This window comes from Pseudomonas sp. Marseille-Q5117 (genome assembly GCF_946901175.1).
GTDB lineage: Bacteria > Pseudomonadota > Gammaproteobacteria > Pseudomonadales > Pseudomonadaceae > Aquipseudomonas > Aquipseudomonas iranensis.
The window spans coordinates 528,712-545,147 of record NZ_CAMPPP010000001.1; the positions used below are offsets into that span (position 1 = coordinate 528,712).

Here is a 16,436-nt window from a genome sequence, read left to right on the forward strand (position 1 = left end):
GGAGGGTCAGACAACGATTCGTTGCATGACCCACCGCTTTCGCGAGCAGGCTCGCTCCCACAGTTCGATCAGCTTTCGGTTACGGTCCGGCGCTCGCGGTTGACCTGCAAGCGTTCCGAAGTCTCCAGCTGCATGCACCGCTCCAGAAACAGGTACATGTAGTCATAACTCTTGCAGATCGCCTGCCGCAATTCCGCCTGCAAGGCCTTGCTCGGGTTCATGCCGGCCAGGGTGCAGATGATTTCCAGCGCTTCCCACGGATGGGCATCGTCGTACTGGGCATGCATCTTCAACCACTTCATCGCGCGCTTGCGATCTTCTTCCGGAAACGCCGCGGCGTAGACCCCGGTCGAGCAGACCACCGCTGACCACTCCCCGGTCGCCCCTTCGATCGCATAGTTGGTCGCGGCAATCGCCACGATCAGCGAATCCGCCGAGCTGGTGTGCCAGCACCAGTGACTCAGCGCGTGCAGCTCCGGCGGCACTTGCTGGGCCTGGAGATCTTCGAGGCTGACGCCATGGGCGCGGCTCCAGTGCATCCAGTAGTCGGCATGGTTGAGTTCGACGCGGATGTTACGCATCAGCCAGCGCCGCGCCATGTCCTCACCAGGGTGGCGGGCAAAGCGGGTCTTGGTGAGGTTCTGCGCCATGTACAAGGCAAACTGCTCGACCACCGGCCAGCCACCGATCAGGTACTGGCGCATGGTTTTCGCGCTGAGTCTGTTGTCGCGCATGCGCTGATAAAGTTCATGTTCGACAACCCGGCGCTTGCTCTCGCTGCAATCCTTGATGAGCTGTTGCGCCCAGGCAGGATAACTTGCAGCTTCCATGAGGGGTCCGGTTCGGTTGAATGTGTCGATCACTGTTCGGCTCCTTTTGAGTTGTGATGGCAAGGATCGGCGAGAGACTTCAACGGAACGTGCCAGGCGCTTTGAACAGCAACGGCTGCGGTCTGGCAGGGCGACTTTGCAAACTGTCACAGGTAAATAACTGCGGGCGCTCGATGACATACCCCTGAGCGTAATCCACACCTATTTCAAGCAATGCCTGTTCGATCTGGTTAGTTTCAACAAACTCGGCAATTGTCTGCTTACCCATAACATGGCCGATGTGATTGATCACTTCGACCATTGCCCGATTAATCGGGTCGTCCAGCATATCCTTGACGAAACTCCCGTCGATCTTCAGGAAGTCTACAGGCAAATGTTTCAAGTAAGCGAATGAAGACATTCCGGCACAAAAATCATCCAGGGAAAAGTGACAGCCTAAACCTTTGAGTTCATTGATAAAACGAATTGCACTGCCAAGATTTGCGATTGCACTGGTTTCAGTAATTTCAAAACAAATCATTTCAGGCGGTATAGCGTAGTTAACAAACTGTTCCCGCAGGAAGTGCAAAAACGCGTCATCTCCTATAGTAATGCCTGACAGATTAATCGCACACATTGCCAAAGGAAGTTCATGTTCCTGTTCAATACACTGGGCAATAACCTTGAAAACATTTTCAACTACCCAGCGATCTAACTGGGTCATCAAACCATATCGCTCCGCTGCCGGAATAAAGCTGTCAGGCAAAATCATCCGCCCGGATTCATCATGCAAACGCAGGAGGATTTCGATGTGTCCGGCTTGGCCGGGTTGCGGCTTGAGCGGCGCGATCTGTTGGGCGTAAAGGCAAAAGCGGTTTTCTTCCAGCGCCATGTGCAGGCGCTGTACCCAGGCCATCTCACCGAAGCGCATGGACAGTTCGGAATCATCGGCATGGTAGACCTGCACGCGGTTGCGGCCCTTTTCCTTGGCCATGTAGCAGGCCATGTCCGCCGCACGCAGGGAGGCTTCAAGGGTGGTGGGATTCTGCGCGACATGCACCAGGCCGATACTGACGGTGGTCAGGAACGGCCGCCCTTTCCAGACAAAATGCAGGTTCTGCACGGTCTGGCGCAGGCTTTCGGCAATCTTCTCGGCGATGTCCGGCGGGCAGTTCTCGAGCAAAATCCCGAATTCATCGCCGCCCAGTCGCGCCAGGGTATCGCCCTCGCGCAAGTCTGATTGCAGCAGCGTGCAGATGTGCCGCAGCAGTTCATCGCCCGCCGCGTGCCCGCAGGTGTCGTTGACCAGTTTGAACTGGTCGAGATCGAGGAACATCAGCGCGTGCCGCCCGGGCTGGCGCGTCAGTTTGTGCAAGGCCTGTTCGAGGCGATATTCGAATTCGCGGCGGTTGGCCAGCCCGGTCAGCGCATCGTGAGTCGCCTGCCAGGACAGATTGGCGATGTATTGCCGCTCCTGGGTCATGTCGTGCAGCACCAGCACCGTGCCGCTGACATTCCCGGCATTGCGGATCGGCGCGCCGACCAGGGTCACCGACAGGGTGCTGCCGTCCAGACGTTGGATCAGCTTGGAATGTTCGCTACCGCCGCTGAGCTGGCCGCTGAGAATGTGCTCGATCAACGTCAGCCCTTCGGTCTGGGCGTTATCGTCAAGCAGGTTGAACAGCGCCGACAACGGCAGCCCTGCCGCCTGCTCGGCCTTCCAGTGCGTCATGGCCTCGGCGGCGGGGTTCATGTAATCGATCGCGCCGTTGACGTCTGTGGTGATCACGCCATCACCAATCGACTGCAGCGTGATATGCGCGCGATCCTTTTCCAGTTGCAGCGCCTGGGCAAACTCATGGCGCTGCCTGAGCAGTTTGTGCGTGCGCCACAGCGCCAGCGCGATCAGACCCAGCGCGGTAGCCAGGTTGGTGAACAGCAGCAGGCGCATGATCACCCGCGAGCCTTCGCCCAAGGCATCGCTGAAGGCTCTGGCGGCTGGAGTGACCGCATCGTTGATCGCGAAGATCTGTGCTTTCCAGCGCCGCACATCGCCCGGGCTGGCCTGGTTCTGCGCAATGCCTTGGTGCATCTCCTGCGCGACTTCGTGCAGTCGGTCGAGATACGCATCGCCAATCGTCCAGCGATCGATCGCGGTTTCCAGATAACTGTAGTGGCGGAAATTGAGGTATAGCCAGATCAGGCTGGAGACATCTTCGGGGTGATTGCCACCTTTGAGAATGCCTTCGCGCGCCGCTTGCAGATCCGGCGGCTGACGATCCAGTGCCAGGCGCAATTGGTGGCCGCCCTGGGGCACGGCGATCGCCGTCAGGTACTTGTTATAGATCGCCTCGTCACGGCTGTCGGCGTAGAGGTTGAGGTAATAGATGGCGTCTTTCTGGCCCTTGGACCACAGGCTTTCGCCAGCCACGTAGCCACGCACGGCCGAAAGCACGTAAAGGCTCACGCCCCCCAGTAATGCCTGGAACACCACGACAGCAATAAAGGGCCAGACGATACCCAACAACCGTGGTGTTCCCAGAGTCTGCTTTTGCTTCATGAGAGTCCTTGCATGAGCACTGCCCGCTCGCCTTCCGGGCGAATTCGCTATGACGAGACTAGGTGGGGTTCTCGTTCAAGGCAAGGCGCGGCGTTACACCGCGCGCAGAACCTCTGACAGGTCGGCGAGGGTTTCGATCAGTGCTGTTGCAAGTTGCCATAGAGCTTGGCGTACAGACCGCCGTCGGCGATCAACTGACGGTGGTCGCCGTCCTCGGCGATCTGCCCGCCGTCGAACACCAGCACGCGGTCCGCCTGTTTCACCGCCGACAGGCGATGGGCAATGATCAGCGTGGTACGGCCATGGAGAAACTTCGCCATCGCCTGGTGCAGGTTGTACTCGGTGGCGGCGTCGAGGGCCGAGGTGGCTTCGTCGAGAATCACCACTTTCGGCTCGGCGAGAATCATCCGCGCAATCGCCAGACGCTGGCGCTGACCGCCGGACAAACGCACGCCGGAACGCCCGACGATGCTGTCAAGGCCAGCGGGCAGCGCACGGATGGTCGCGGCCATTTGCGCGATTTCCAGCGCCTGCCAACAGGCTTCGTCGCTGCGCATGCGGCCCATGGTCAGGTTGGCGCGCACGCTGTCGTTGAACAGCGCCGGATGCTGCAGCACCACCGCGACGTTCTCGCGCACCGTCTCCAGACCGATCTCCTGCTGGGTCGATCCGCCGAAGCGAATGGTCCCGGCCGCTGGCGTGTACAGGCCCAACAGCAATTGCACCAAGGTGCTTTTGCCGCCGCCGCTGGCGCCGACAATCGCGACTTTTTCACCGGGCAGGATCGACAGGTTCATCTGGTCCAGCACCAACTCGTCGCCATAACCGAAGCTCAGGCCTTGCACCTCGATGCCGACGGTGTCGCGCCCCTTGAACGGATCGACGCCGCCGGGATACTGCGGCTCGTCGGCGCGCGCCAGCAATTCATTGATCCGCGTCAGCGCACCGCCCGCTGCGTAATAGGCGTATTGCAGATTGAGCAGCTGTTCGACCGGGCCGATCATGAACCACAGGTAACTGAACACCGCGAGCATCTGCCCGATCGACAGGTCGGAAAACAGCACGGTGAGCATCGCCGCCGCGCGGAAGATGTCGATGCCGAACTGGAACAGCAGACCACTGGCGCGGTTCGAGGCGTCGGTTTTCCACTGCGAGTTGACTGCGTAGTTGCGCACCTCCTGCGCGCGCACACCGAGGCGCCCGAGGAAATAGCCCTGACGATTGCCGGCGCGCACTTCCTGAATCGCATCGAGAGTTTCGCTCAGTGCCTGGGTGAAGCGCGAGGTGCTGTCGTTCTCCAGCTTCTTCAGATGCTTGACGCGCTTGCCCAACTGCACCGTGGCGTAGATCACCAACGGGTTGAACAGCAGGATCAGCAGCGCCAGCTTCCAGTGCATCCACATCAGGATGCTGGCGGTGCCGACCAGGGTCAGCATCGCGACAAGGAAGCGGCTGAGGGTTTCGCCGACGAATTTGTCGAGGGTATCCAGATCGGTGACCAGGTGCGTGGTCACCGTGCCGCTGCCGAGGCTTTCGTATTCGCCGAGGGAAATGCGCTTGAGCCGCTCGATCAGGCGTACGCGAATGCGGTAGACGATGTCCTTGGCCAGGCGCGCGAACAGCCGCGACTGCAACACGCCAAAACACAGGGCGCTGCAACGCAAGGTCAGGGTCACCACCAGCATCAGGCCGATATAACCCGCCGCCTGCTGCCACATGCTCGGCAGAAAATGGTTCATGACTTTCAGCGCGGCATCGCCGTGGCCGAGCAGCACTTCGTCGACCAGCAACGGCAGCAGCAACGGGATCGGCACGCTGCACAGCGTCGCCAGCACGGCCACGCCGTTGGCGATCCACAGGGATTTTTTGTGATGCAGTGCCAGACGCCGGACTTCAGCCCAGCTCAGCCGGTCGACACGCTCTACGGCTGGCGTGTCATCGGCCAGCTCAGACACAGGCCGCGCGCTCCAGCCAGCGGCCGAGCAACGGCGACAGCTCGCTGAGCGGTTGATAGCCGTTGGTCAGCAGCGCCAGTTGCCCGTTGCGCTCGGCCAGCAGGGTCGGAAAACCGGCGATGCCCAAGTCCTGCACCCAGGTGAAGTCGGCCTGGGTCGCCTTGTGCTGATCGGCGTGATCGAACAACGCGGCGAATTCGATACGCGGCACACCGGCCTGCTCTGCCAATTCGACCAGCACGCTGGCCTGAGTGACATCGCGACCTTCGGCGTAAAACGCTTGCTGGATCAGCCCGACCAATGTCCACGCGCAATCCGGCGCCAGGCTGCGCGCGGTGACAATGGCGCGACAGGCCGGCTCGGTGTCGTAGACAAAACCGTCGGGCAGCGCGCCGTCGAACTTGAACGACTGGCCGGTGGCCTCGGTGACCGCTTGCCAGTGCTCAAGGATGTAGCGCCGCGTGGTCGGCTCCAGCGCCGAACCGCTGCCGGTGCGCAAACCACCGACCACCAGATGCAGCTCGACCCCGGCTGCCTGCGCCTGCTCGACCAGTGCCTTGGCCACCGGAGCAAACCCCCAGCACCATGAACACATCGGATCCATCACATAGAGCAGGCGCGCAGACATGGTTAAGCCTCGGTGGATGCTTGCTTATAGTTGTAGCCGATCGGATGCGGCTGGTTGCGCGCCTTGGCCAGTTCGATCTGCTTTTGCCGATCGATGGCGCTGCGCCGGGTTTTCTCGCTGAGCTTGTCCCAGCAGTGCGGGCAACTGATGCCGGCGACGTAGTGCTCGGAGGCGCGATCTTCAACGCTGACCGGCGTGCGGCAGGCATGACATTGATCGTAGTCGCCTTCCGTCAGGTCGTGACGCACGGTGACGCGGTTGTCGAAGACGAAGCAGTCGCCGCGCCACTTGGTTTCTTCCTGCGGCACCTCTTCGAGGTACTTCAGGATGCCGCCCTTGAGGTGGTAAACCTCTTCGAAACCTTCGCCGAGCATGTAGCTCGAGGCTTTCTCGCAGCGGATGCCGCCGGTGCAGAACATCGCGACCTTCTTGTGCACGGCCGGGTCGAAGTGTTCTTTGATGTAGTCGGGAAACTCGCGAAAACTGGTGGTTTTCGGATCGATGGCGCCTTCGAAGGTGCCGATCGACACTTCGTAATCGTTGCGCGTGTCGATCAGCAGCACTTGCGGGTCGCTGATCAGCGCGTTCCAGTCCTGCGGTTCGACGTAGGTGCCGACCTTCTTGTTCGGGTCAACGCCTTCAACGCCGAGGGTGACGATCTCTTTCTTCAGCTTGACCTTGGTGCGATAGAACGGCTGCTCGTCGCAGTACGATTCCTTGTGGTCGATGTCGACCATGCGTGGATCGTTCTTGAGCCAGGCGAGCAGGCCGTCGATGCCTTCGCGGCTGCCGGAAACCGTGCCGTTGATGCCTTCTTCGGCGATCAGCAGCGTGCCTTTGATGCCGTTGTCGACCATCGCTTGCAGCAGTGGCTCGCGCAGGTCAACGTAATCTTCGAGGGTGACGAACTTGTACAGTGCCGCCACGACAATCGGTTGTGTCATGGGTATTTCTCCAGGTGGCTACCCTCGCAAAGGGTGAACCGGATTCAAAAAAAAACGCGCCGGCTAAGCGGCGCGTTGCGGATTCTAGCAAAAACATGATGTGTTTTGGATTTACTCAGTCTTTGTGACAACACAAAACCTGTGGCGAGGGGATTTATCCCCGATAGGCTGCGAAGCGGCCCCAAACCCTGAGAATGCGGTCTTTCAGGGAGATTGGGTTCTGTGGCTTTCGGGGCTGCTTCGCAACCCAACGGGGATAAATCCCCTCACCACAAAATCCCGCCACATCCAAAATCAGTGCTTGCTACCGCCTGCACAGGTGGGCGACGCCGGGGCGCCGTCGATCTCTGCCCATTCCTGCGGGGTGTAGGTGTGCAGCGCCAACGCATGGAACTCGCCCATCAGCTCGCCGAGCGTGCCGTAGACTTTCTGGTGGCGCTTGACCCGGTTCAGGCCTTCGAACTGCGCGCTGACCACCACCGCTTTGTAGTGGGTTTGTGACCCGCGACTGTGCATGTGGCTTTCGTCGAGCACTTGCAGGTGCTCAGGCTGTAACAGGGCCAGCGTCGATTCGATGCGTTGTTGCATGGTCATCACGAACTCCGCTTACTTCTTCTTGGCTGGCGCCGCGGCCGGGGTCAGCTCTTTGGTCATGTCGTCGAGCAGCTTGTTGACCACTGGCACCGCGCTTTCCAGTTTGCCCTGGGTCATCTGCGCCGACTGCTGGGTCAGCTGCGGCATTTTTTCCAGGACTTTCTTGCCCAGTGGCGACTGGTAGAAGGCAACCAGATCTTTCAGCTCGGATTCGCTGAAGTTGCTGGTGTAGAGCTTGACCATGTCGGGCTTGAGCTTGTTCCAGCCGATGGCCTGGTCCAGCGCGGCGTTGGCCTTGGCTTGGTAGGTTTCGAGCACGGCTTTCTTCGACTCAGGGGCTTTGGTCTGTTCAAAGCGCTGGGCGAACATTTGCTGCACTTGCATGTACACCGGGGTACCCAGCTTGTCAGCGTGAGCCAGCGTCAGGAAAGCTTCGGCACTGGCGTTGTGGCTGGCGGTATCGGCAAGCACCTGGCCGCTGGCGCAAACCAGTGCAACCGCGGTACAGATGGCGCGAAGACGAGTCATCGAGTTTCCTTTAAGCAAAGCGAGGTCGAACCCCAAGGGCGACCATTCTGCGCCTAACAATCGCTATGGCTCAACCCCCGGCCCTTGCCGCGCTTGATTGGCGGGGTTTTGCGGTCAACAATCGAGCCGATGGAACCACCCGGGCCGACGCCGGCCTAAATTGCGCCAACAGACCAACAGGAGTGTGCACGATGAGCCGTATCGAAACCGACAGCCTGGGCCAGATCGAGGTCCCGGACGACGCTTACTGGGGTGCTCAGACGCAACGCTCGCTGATCAACTTTGCCATTGGTCAGGAACGCATGCCGCTACCGGTGCTGCACGCCCTGGCGCTGATCAAGAAAGCCGCCGCACGGGTCAACGACCGCAACGGCGACCTGCCTGCCGACATCGCCCGCCTGATCGAACAGGCCGCCGATGAAGTGCTCGCCGGCGAGCATGACGAGCAGTTCCCGCTGGTGGTCTGGCAGACCGGCAGCGGCACCCAGAGCAACATGAACGTCAACGAAGTGATCGCCGGTCGCGCCAACGAACTGGCCGGCAACCCGCGCGGCGGCAAGTCGCCGGTGCACCCGAACGATCACGTCAATCGCTCGCAAAGTTCCAACGACTGCTTCCCCACCGCCATGAGCATTGCCACCGCCAAAGCGGTGCAGGAACAACTGCTGCCGGCGATTGCCGAGCTGTCCGGCGGCCTCGCTGAGCTGGCGGCGCGGCACATGAAACTGGTGAAGACCGGGCGCACGCACATGATGGACGCGACGCCGATCACCTTCGGTCAGGAACTGTCCGGCTTCATCGCGCAACTGGATTACGCCGAGCGCGCGATTCGTGCCGCGCTGCCGGCGGTTTGCGAACTGGCTCAGGGCGGCACCGCCGTTGGTACCGGTTTGAATTCACCGCACGGTTTCGGTGAGGCGATCGCCGCCGAACTCGCAGCACTGTCCGGTCTGCCGTTCGTCACCGCGCCGAACAAGTTCGCCGCGCTGGCCGGTCATGAGCCGCTGGTAACGCTGTCAGGTGCGCTGAAAACCCTCGCCGTGGCGCTGATGAAAATCGCCAACGACCTGCGTCTGCTGGGCTCAGGTCCTCGCGCAGGTTTCGCTGAAGTGAAGCTGCCGGCCAACGAACCGGGCAGCTCGATCATGCCCGGCAAGGTCAACCCGACCCAGTGCGAAGCGCTGTCGATGCTCGCCTGTCAGGTGCTCGGCAACGACGTGGCGATCGGTATCGCCGCCAGCCAAGGACACTTGCAGTTGAACGTGTTCAAACCGGTGATCATCCACAACCTGCTGCAATCGATCCGTTTGCTTGGTGATGGATGCAGCAACTTCCAGCAGCACTGCATCGCCGGGCTCGAACCGGATGGCGAGGTCATGGCCAAGCATCTGGAACGGGGGCTTATGCTGGTGACCGCGCTGAACCCGCACATCGGTTATGACAAGTCGGCGGAGATCGCCAAGAAGGCTTACAGCGAAGGGCTGACTTTGCGTGAGGCTGCGTTGCAGCTGGGTTATCTGACTGATGAAGAGTTCGATGCCTGGGTGCGCCCGGAGAACATGATCGAGGCCGGGGCCAAGGGCTGAAATCTTCAGTGCCTGGAAGTCAGCCTTCGCGAGCAAGCTCGCTCCCACAGTCGACTGCATTCTCATGCTGGGAATGCGCAAAAATGTGGGAGCGAGCTTGCTCGCGAATGCGGCCGGCGCGGTTCAACTGGCTGCCATCTTCATCCGACGCGCCTTCAATCCTGCAATCATCGACGGCCCCAACGCCACCAGCGCCGAACCCAGCACCACCAGCACCGCCCCGCCATAGCCCAGCGCATTGATCTGCTCGGCATGCACGTAGTCCGGCCAGATCCGCGCCGCAATCGCCACCGCCACAAACGTCACCAGCGGCGTGATCGCCAGCGTCGCGCTGACCCGCGATGCCTCCCAGTGCGCCAGTGCTTCGGCGAAGGCGCCGTAGGCGATCAAGGTGTTCATGCAGCACGCCAGCAACAGCCAGCCCTGCAACGGGCTCAGGTTGAGCGCTTCCAGCGGATGCACCCACGGCGTCAGCAACAGCCCGCAGAACAGATAGATCACCATCATCACTTGTAGCGAATTCCACACCGTGAGCAATTGCTTCTGGCCCAGCGCATAGAAGGTCCAGACCGTCGACGCCAGCAGCACCAAGAGCACGCCGGCGGTGTAGTCGGACAGCGAGGTCAGCAGCTCGGCCAGACGCTGATTGAAGAACAGACCAAAGCCGATCAGTAACACCAGCAAGCCGATGCCCTGGCCGATGCTGAAGCGCTCCTTGAATACGAACAGGCTGGCGATCAGCAACATGATCGGGCCCATTTGCACCACCAATTGCGCAGTGCCGGGGCTGAGCAGGTTGAGGCCCATCAGGTACAGCACGTAATTGCCGACCAGCCCCAGTACCGCCATCAGCACCAGCCAACCACCCTTGGGCCCGAGCACCTTGCGACTTGGCAGGCGCTTGACCGAAGCCAGATAGATGAACAGGCAGCCACCGGACACCATCAGGCGAAACCAGGTCACCGTGACCGGGTCCATCACCTGCAATACCTGTTTGAGCTTGATCGGCAGGATGCCCCACAGAAACGCGGTCAGCAGCGCCAGGAACAGTCCGTACACCCAGCGCCCTGATGAAATGTGCATGCGAACCCCAAAAGCCTGCTGACAAGAACACTCATTCTAGGCGTCCGGCTGCGCACAACACAGGGACAGTTACCGGCAGGCCGCGAATGAAACTGTGCAGGTCGCAGCAGTAAACCGGCGCGCCGCCGTTGATCGGCCAGGCAGGCGCGCCAAGTGCTTCAGGCATAAGCTGATTGCAGACTTTTCAACGCATAGCAGGGAGACCTACATGTACGCCATGCGCGCCGAGGACAGCGCCCCCGCCACCCGTTTTCGCAGCGACCGCGTGTGTCGGGTCAATGGCGAGCTGTATTTCAGCACCCGGGAAAATACCCTTGAAGGGCCGTATGACAGTCAGGTGATCGAGCGGGAGATTCAGGCTTATATAGCGCGGATGCAGCGGCAGGATTCCAGCCGCTGAACCGTGGCGCTGCTTTCGCGAGCAGGCTCGCTCACACAGGGGAATACCGTCACCTGTGGGAGCGAGCCTGCTCGCGAAGGGGCCTGAACAGGCAACCAATCCTTTAGCGCACCGCCTCAAACAACCCACTCGCCCCCATCCCGCCGCCCACGCACATGGTGACGATGCCGTAACGCAAATTGCGTCGCTGCAATTCCCGGATCAAATGCCCGACCTGACGCGAGCCGGTCATGCCGAACGGGTGGCCGATGGAAATCGAGCCGCCGTTGACGTTGTATTTGTCGTTGTCGATCTCCAGCCGGTCGCGGCTGTACAGGCACTGCGAAGCGAACGCCTCGTTCAACTCCCACAGATCGATATCCGCCACTTGCAGGCCCTTGGCCTTGAGCAGTTTCGGCACCGAGAACACCGGGCCGATGCCCATTTCGTCCGGCTCGCAACCGGCCACAGTGAAGCCACGGAAAAAAGCTTTCGGCTTGAGCCCCAGCTCCAAGGCTTTATCCAGGCTCATCACCAGCGTCATCGAGGCACCGTCGGACAGCTGCGATGAATTGCCCGCCGTCACCGAACCATCGTCGGCGAACACCGGCTTCAGTCCGGCAAGGCTTTCGTAGGTGGTGTCCGGGCGGTTGCAGTCGTCGCGCTCGACGACGCCGTCGACAATCTGCACTTCGCCGCTGTTCTTGTCCTCGACGCGATATTTCACCGCCATCGGCACGATTTCATCGTCGAACAAACCCGCAGCCTGGGCCTGGGCCGTGCGCAGCTGACTTTGCAGCGCATAACGATCCTGGGCTTCGCGACTGACGCCGTAACGGCGCGCCACCACTTCAGCGGTCTGGCCCATGGTGTAGTAGATGCCGGGGGTCTGTTGCTTGAGCAATGGGTTGATCAGGTGATCGGTGTTGACGCTTTTCAGGGTCAGGCTGATCGACTCGACGCCGCCGGCAACGATGATGTCGCTGCAACCGGAGGCGATCTGGTTGGCGGCAATCGCAATGGCCTGCAAGCCCGAGGAACAGAAACGGTTGAGGGTCATGCCGGCGGTGCCGGTGCCCAGGCGCGACAGTACCGCGACGTTGCGGCCGATGTTGTAGCCCTGCGCGCCCTCGTTGGAGCCAGCGCCGACGATGCAGTCCTCGACGCTGGCCGGGTCGATATCGTTGCGGGTCAGCAGCGCATTGACGCAGTGGGCCGCCATGTCATCGGGGCGGGTCTGGTTGAACTTGCCGCGAAAGGATTTGGCCAGGCCGGTCCGCACGCTGTCGACGATCACCACTTCACGCATGGCATACCTCATTGTTGTTGTCGGTTGAGAGTGGACCTGAGCATAAGTCCACCTTCTTGCCGACCGCGAGGATCATTCACCCGGCGTATGCGCGGCCATCGCTTCAGTCCTTGTGCTTTTTGGCCTTCTTGTCGGATTTCTCGAACGCGTCTTCCAGCGCGCGGTTGATGGTGCGCAAAACTTTCACCCGTGCCCAGCGTTTATCGTTGGCCTCGACCAGCGTCCACGGCGCGATCTCGGTGCTGGTGCGATCGACCATGTCGCCGACCGCCCGGCGATAGTCGTCCCACTTTTCCCGGTTGCGCCAGTCGTCCTCGGTAATCTTGAAGCGCTTGAAGGAAATCTCTTCGCGCTCCTGAAATCGCTCCATCTGCGTGTCCTTGTCGATGGCCAGCCAGAACTTGACCACGATGACGCCGGCATCGGCAAGCTGCTCTTCGAAGTCGTTGATTTCGCCGTAGGCGCGCAGCCAGTCGGCCGGGGTGCAGAAGCCTTCGATCCGCTCGACCAGCACCCGCCCGTACCAGGAGCGGTCGAACACGGTGAATTTGCCCCGCGCCGGAAGGTGTCGCCAGAACCGCCACAGGTAGGGTTGCGCGCGCTCTTCTTCGGTGGGCGCGGCGATCGGCACGATGCTGTACTGACGCGGATCGAGCGCCGCTGCCACGCGGCGAATCGCCCCGCCCTTGCCCGCCGCGTCGTTACCCTCGAACACCGCCACCAGCGCATGGCGACGCATGCGTTTGTCGCGCATCAGTCCGGACAGACGCGCCTGTTCGGTGATCAGTTGTTCTTCATAGTCTTTCTTGTCCAGACGCTGGGTCAGGTCGAGGCTGTCGAGCAGGTTCAACTGATCGACCGGCGTGCCCAGCGGCGCGGCACTGACTTCGTGGGGATTGACGTCGGCACGCTTGAGCGCACTTTGCAGGCCTTCGAGGAGAATCTTGCCCACCGCCAGGCTGCGGTAATTGGCATCGACGCCTTCGATGACATGCCACGGCGCGTAATCGCGACTGGTACGGCGCAGCACGCGCTCGCCGTATTTGACGAACTTGTCGTAGGTCTGCGACTGCTGCCAGTCCAGCGGACTGATGCGCCAGCTGTGCAGCGGGTCGTCGGCCAGCGATTTTAGCCGCGCTTTCATCTGCTTCTTGGACAGGTGAAACCAGAACTTGAAGATCAGCGCGCCTTCATCGCAGAGCATTTTCTCCAGACGCTCGGCGCCGGCGATGGCCTGGTCCAGACGCGGATCCTTGAACAACCCATGCACCCGCCCCTGGAGCATCTGGCTGTACCAGTTGCCGAAGAAAACCCCCATTCGCCCTTTGGCCGGCAGCATCCGCCAGTAGCGCCAGGCCGGTGGCCGCGCCAGTTCTTCATCGGTTTGCTGGTCGAAGGTGCGCACTTCGATCAGGCGCGGGTCCATCCATTCATTGAGCAGCTTGACCGTCTCGCCCTTGCCCGCCCCTTCGATGCCGTTGATCAGGATGATCACCGGAAAGCGTTTCTGCTGCTGCAATTCGAACTGCGCTTCCAGCAAGGCTTCACGCAGCGCAGGGACCGCCGCCTCATAAGTGTCTTTGTCGATGGCGTGACCGATTTCAGCGGATTCAAACATGGGACGGCTCCTTCCAGGGTTCAGCAAGACTAGCGGATTGGGCACGGGCGCAGGGCAGAAATTCCCACGAACTCAGGACGGGATGAGAACTTTGTGGTGAGGGGATTTATCGTTGACTGGCTGTGCAGTAGTCGTAGATCCGGGAAGTGTGGTTTGGATCGGGAAAACGGGGTGGATGGTTTTGGGACTGCTGCGCAGTCCAGCGGGGATGAATCCCCTCGCCACTGGGTTCTTTTCACTGCGAGTCTTGTGGTTTTGGGACCGCTTCGCAGTCCAGCGGGGATGAATCCCCTCGCCACTGGGTTCTTTTCACTGCGAGTCTTGTGGTTTTGGGACTGCTTCGCAGTCCAGCGGGGATGAATCCCCTCGCCACAGGGTTCTTTTCACCGCGAGTCTTGTGCTGGATCGGTAGTACCGGCGTGATCGGCTAGAATGGCCGCCTTGTGTTTGCCGAGCCTGCCATGAAAGCCGATATGCCCCACGCCCAACTCGACTGGGACGACCAGGGACGCCCACGTTCGCGGGTGTTTGATGACGTGTATTTTTCCGATCAGTCGGGGCTGGAGGAAACCCGTTACGTGTTTCTTGAACAGAACCGTCTGGCCGAGCGTTTCGCTGCGCTGCCGGCGGATGGTCGGCTGGTCATTGGCGAAACCGGCTTCGGCACCGGGCTGAATTTTCTTTGCGCCTGGCAGTTGTTCGAACAGCACGCGGTGGCCGGCGCGCGTTTGCATTTTGTCAGCGTCGAGAAGTACCCGCTGGCGCCTGCCGATCTGCGTCGGGCCTTGGCACTGTGGCCGGAACTCAGGCCGTTGGCCGATCAGTTGCTGAGGCATTACGTGGCGATTCATCAAGGCTTTCAGCGCATTACCTTGGCCGAAGGTCGAGTGACGCTGACCTTGCTGATCGGCGATGCGCTGGAGCAACTGCCGCAACTCGATGCACAGATCGACGCGTGGTTTCTCGATGGTTTTGCCCCGGCGAAAAACCCGGACATGTGGACCGCTGAGCTGTTCGTCGAACTGGCGCGCCTGGCTGCGCCGGGCTCGACCATCAGCACCTTCACCAGCACCGGTTGGGTAAGGCGTCTGCTCAACGCTGCCGGGTTCAAGATGAAGCGCACACCGGGCATCGGCCACAAGTGGGAAATCCTGCGTGGCGAATTTCTCGGTTGGCCCGCCGAGGTGGCGGCGCCCATACCGGCGAAACCCTGGTTCGCCCGCCCTGCTCCGTTGCGCGGTGAGCGCCGGGCGCTGGTGATCGGCGCCGGTCTGGCCGGCTGCGCGACGGCGTCGAGTCTGGCGGCGCGCGGCTGGCAGGTGAGTCTGCTGGAGCGTCACGCGGCGGTGGCGCAGGAAGCGTCCGGCAACCCGCAAGGCGTGCTCTATCTCAAGTTGTCCGCCCATGGCACGGCGTTGTCGCAGTTGATCGTCAGTGGCTTCGGTTACACCCGGCGCCTGCTGGAAAGCTTGCAACGCGGCAGCGACTGGGATGACTGCGGCGTGCTGCAATTGGCGTTCAATGACAAGGAAGCCGAGCGTCATGCGCAGCTGGCGGCGGCGTTTCCTGAAGATCTCTTGCAGTGGCTGGAACAACCCGAAGCGCAGGCTCGCGCCGGTGTCGGCGTGGCGCATGGCGGCTTGTTCTACCCCGAAGGCGGCTGGGTTCACCCGCCGGCGCTGTGTCAGGCCCAGGCGACACACACCAACATTGAAATGCTCGGCCATCATGAAGCTTGGGAACTGCGCAAAGTTGCTGACCAGTGGCAAGCCTTTGACGGCGAACGCTTGCTCGCCAGTGCACCCGTCGTGGTTCTGGCCGGAGCTGCCGAAATCAAACGTTTTGCCCAAAGCGCCGAATTGCCGCTCAAGCGTATTCGTGGGCAGATCACGCGTTTGGCTGAGACTGCTGACAGTCGTGCGCTGGCCACCGTGGTGTGCGCCGAAGGCTACGTCGCCCCGGCGCGTCTGGGCGAACACACGCTGGGTGCCAGTTTCGCCTTCAACAGCGACGACCTGACGCCGACGACTGCCGAGCATGAAGGCAATCTGGCGATGCTCGAAGAGATTTCCAGCGATCTGCTGAGCCGTCTGAACATCAGCGAGCAGCCAATTGAGAACCTTGAGGGCCGCGCAGCCTATCGCTGCACCAGCCCCGATTACCTGCCGATTGTCGGTCCGCTCGCTGATCTGCAAACGTTCAATCAAACCTACGCTGCATTGAGCAAAGACGCCCGGCAAGTGCCGAACATCGCCTGCCCATGGCTCGATGGTCTGTACGTCAACAGCGGCCACGGTTCTCGCGGGCTGATCACCGCGCCGCTGTCCGGCGAACTGCTTGCCGCATGGCTGGACAACGAGCCACTGCCGTTGCCGCGCAGCGTAGCCGAAGCCTGCCATCCCAACCGTTTCGCCTTACGGCAGTTGATTCGCGGCAAGTGAAT

At 61.1% G+C, this 16,436-nt stretch carries 13 protein-coding genes; 3 read left to right on the top strand and 10 right to left on the bottom strand.

The window, feature by feature from the left end; genetic code table 11:
• Positions 1-68 precede the first annotated feature (68 nt).
• The 7 genes from OC605_RS02460 to OC605_RS02490 form a co-directional block, all read right to left on the bottom strand.
• Entirely contained in the window at positions 69-830 is a 762-nt protein-coding gene (locus OC605_RS02460) for a TenA family transcriptional regulator (RefSeq protein ID WP_410055974.1), read from the bottom strand.
• A gap of 79 nt (positions 831-909) precedes the next feature.
• Positions 910-3,369: an EAL domain-containing protein gene (locus tag OC605_RS02465; RefSeq protein ID WP_262136219.1), complete on the bottom strand. Its 2,460-nt coding sequence runs from the start codon at positions 3,367-3,369 to the stop codon at positions 910-912.
• A 137-nt stretch (positions 3,370-3,506) separates the two neighbouring features.
• Positions 3,507-5,324, bottom strand: coding sequence for an ABC transporter ATP-binding protein (locus OC605_RS02470; protein WP_262136220.1), 1,818 nt, complete (start codon positions 5,322-5,324; stop codon positions 3,507-3,509).
• Positions 5,317-5,919, bottom strand: coding sequence for a DsbA family protein (locus OC605_RS02475; protein ID WP_262136278.1), 603 nt, complete (start codon positions 5,917-5,919; stop codon positions 5,317-5,319). Before OC605_RS02475 ends, OC605_RS02470 begins: the two co-directional genes overlap by 8 nt.
• A gap of 35 nt (positions 5,920-5,954) precedes the next feature.
• The gene (locus OC605_RS02480) at positions 5,955-6,896 is read right to left on the bottom strand and encodes a rhodanese-related sulfurtransferase (RefSeq protein WP_122603650.1); all 942 of its coding nucleotides are present in this window, start codon (positions 6,894-6,896) and stop codon (positions 5,955-5,957) included.
• A 294-nt stretch (positions 6,897-7,190) separates the two neighbouring features.
• Positions 7,191-7,490, bottom strand: a complete 300-nt coding sequence (locus OC605_RS02485) for a BolA family protein (RefSeq protein WP_016770935.1) — start codon at positions 7,488-7,490, stop codon at positions 7,191-7,193.
• A 12-nt stretch (positions 7,491-7,502) separates the two neighbouring features.
• Positions 7,503-8,018 carry a DUF2059 domain-containing protein gene (locus OC605_RS02490; RefSeq protein ID WP_016770936.1) on the bottom strand — a complete coding sequence of 172 codons (516 nt, stop codon included), beginning with the start codon at positions 8,016-8,018 and terminating at the stop codon, positions 7,503-7,505.
• A 191-nt stretch (positions 8,019-8,209) separates the two neighbouring features.
• Here OC605_RS02490 and OC605_RS02495 point away from each other — a divergent pair, with 191 nt between their 5' ends.
• Positions 8,210-9,604: a class II fumarate hydratase gene (locus OC605_RS02495; RefSeq protein ID WP_262136221.1), complete on the top strand. Its 1,395-nt coding sequence runs from the start codon at positions 8,210-8,212 to the stop codon at positions 9,602-9,604.
• Positions 9,605-9,727: 123 nt separating this feature from the next.
• On the opposite strand, the gene OC605_RS02500 is transcribed toward OC605_RS02495, so the two are convergent.
• Complete coding sequence (locus OC605_RS02500; protein ID WP_262136222.1) at positions 9,728-10,687, bottom strand: DMT family transporter; 960 nt, start codon at positions 10,685-10,687, stop codon at positions 9,728-9,730.
• A gap of 208 nt (positions 10,688-10,895) precedes the next feature.
• Between OC605_RS02500 and OC605_RS02505 the strand changes: the two genes are divergently transcribed.
• Positions 10,896-11,087 (top strand): DUF6316 family protein, encoded by a 192-nt coding sequence (locus OC605_RS02505; protein ID WP_123443761.1) that lies wholly within the window; start codon positions 10,896-10,898, stop codon positions 11,085-11,087.
• 103 nt (positions 11,088-11,190) lie between these two features.
• Here the strand turns inward: OC605_RS02505 and OC605_RS02510 are convergent, their stop codons facing one another.
• Positions 11,191-12,375: a thiolase family protein gene (locus tag OC605_RS02510; protein WP_262136223.1), complete on the bottom strand. Its 1,185-nt coding sequence runs from the start codon at positions 12,373-12,375 to the stop codon at positions 11,191-11,193.
• A gap of 103 nt (positions 12,376-12,478) precedes the next feature.
• A complete protein-coding gene (gene pap / locus OC605_RS02515; RefSeq protein WP_016770941.1) occupies positions 12,479-13,993 on the bottom strand; it encodes a polyphosphate:AMP phosphotransferase in 1,515 nt (504 codons plus the stop codon).
• Positions 13,994-14,454: 461 nt separating this feature from the next.
• On the opposite strand from pap, the gene mnmC reads away from it, so the two are divergent.
• Complete coding sequence (mnmC, locus tag OC605_RS02520) at positions 14,455-16,434, top strand: bifunctional tRNA (5-methylaminomethyl-2-thiouridine)(34)-methyltransferase MnmD/FAD-dependent 5-carboxymethylaminomethyl-2-thiouridine(34) oxidoreductase MnmC (RefSeq protein ID WP_262136224.1); 1,980 nt, start codon at positions 14,455-14,457, stop codon at positions 16,432-16,434.
• Positions 16,435-16,436 lie beyond the last annotated feature (2 nt).

Excerpts from the sequence above, each read along its gene's own strand:
- OC605_RS02495 (WP_262136221.1), top strand. The coding sequence starts at position 8,210 with ATGAGCCGTATCGAAACCGACAGCCTGGGCCAGATCGAGGTCCCGGAC.
- OC605_RS02465 (WP_262136219.1), bottom strand. The coding sequence starts at position 3,369 with ATGAAGCAAAAGCAGACTCTGGGAACACCACGGTTGTTGGGTATCGTC.
- mnmC (WP_262136224.1), top strand. The coding sequence starts at position 14,455 with ATGAAAGCCGATATGCCCCACGCCCAACTCGACTGGGACGACCAGGGA.
- OC605_RS02500 (WP_262136222.1), bottom strand. The coding sequence starts at position 10,687 with ATGCACATTTCATCAGGGCGCTGGGTGTACGGACTGTTCCTGGCGCTG.
- OC605_RS02490 (WP_016770936.1), bottom strand. The coding sequence starts at position 8,018 with ATGACTCGTCTTCGCGCCATCTGTACCGCGGTTGCACTGGTTTGCGCC.
- OC605_RS02485 (WP_016770935.1), bottom strand. The coding sequence starts at position 7,490 with ATGACCATGCAACAACGCATCGAATCGACGCTGGCCCTGTTACAGCCT.
- OC605_RS02475 (WP_262136278.1), bottom strand. The coding sequence starts at position 5,919 with ATGTGTTCATGGTGCTGGGGGTTTGCTCCGGTGGCCAAGGCACTGGTC.
- OC605_RS02510 (WP_262136223.1), bottom strand. The coding sequence starts at position 12,375 with ATGCGTGAAGTGGTGATCGTCGACAGCGTGCGGACCGGCCTGGCCAAA.
- OC605_RS02480 (WP_122603650.1), bottom strand. The coding sequence starts at position 6,896 with ATGACACAACCGATTGTCGTGGCGGCACTGTACAAGTTCGTCACCCTC.
- OC605_RS02460 (WP_410055974.1), bottom strand. The coding sequence starts at position 830 with ATGGAAGCTGCAAGTTATCCTGCCTGGGCGCAACAGCTCATCAAGGAT.
- pap (WP_016770941.1), bottom strand. The coding sequence starts at position 13,993 with ATGTTTGAATCCGCTGAAATCGGTCACGCCATCGACAAAGACACTTAT.
- OC605_RS02505 (WP_123443761.1), top strand. The coding sequence starts at position 10,896 with ATGTACGCCATGCGCGCCGAGGACAGCGCCCCCGCCACCCGTTTTCGC.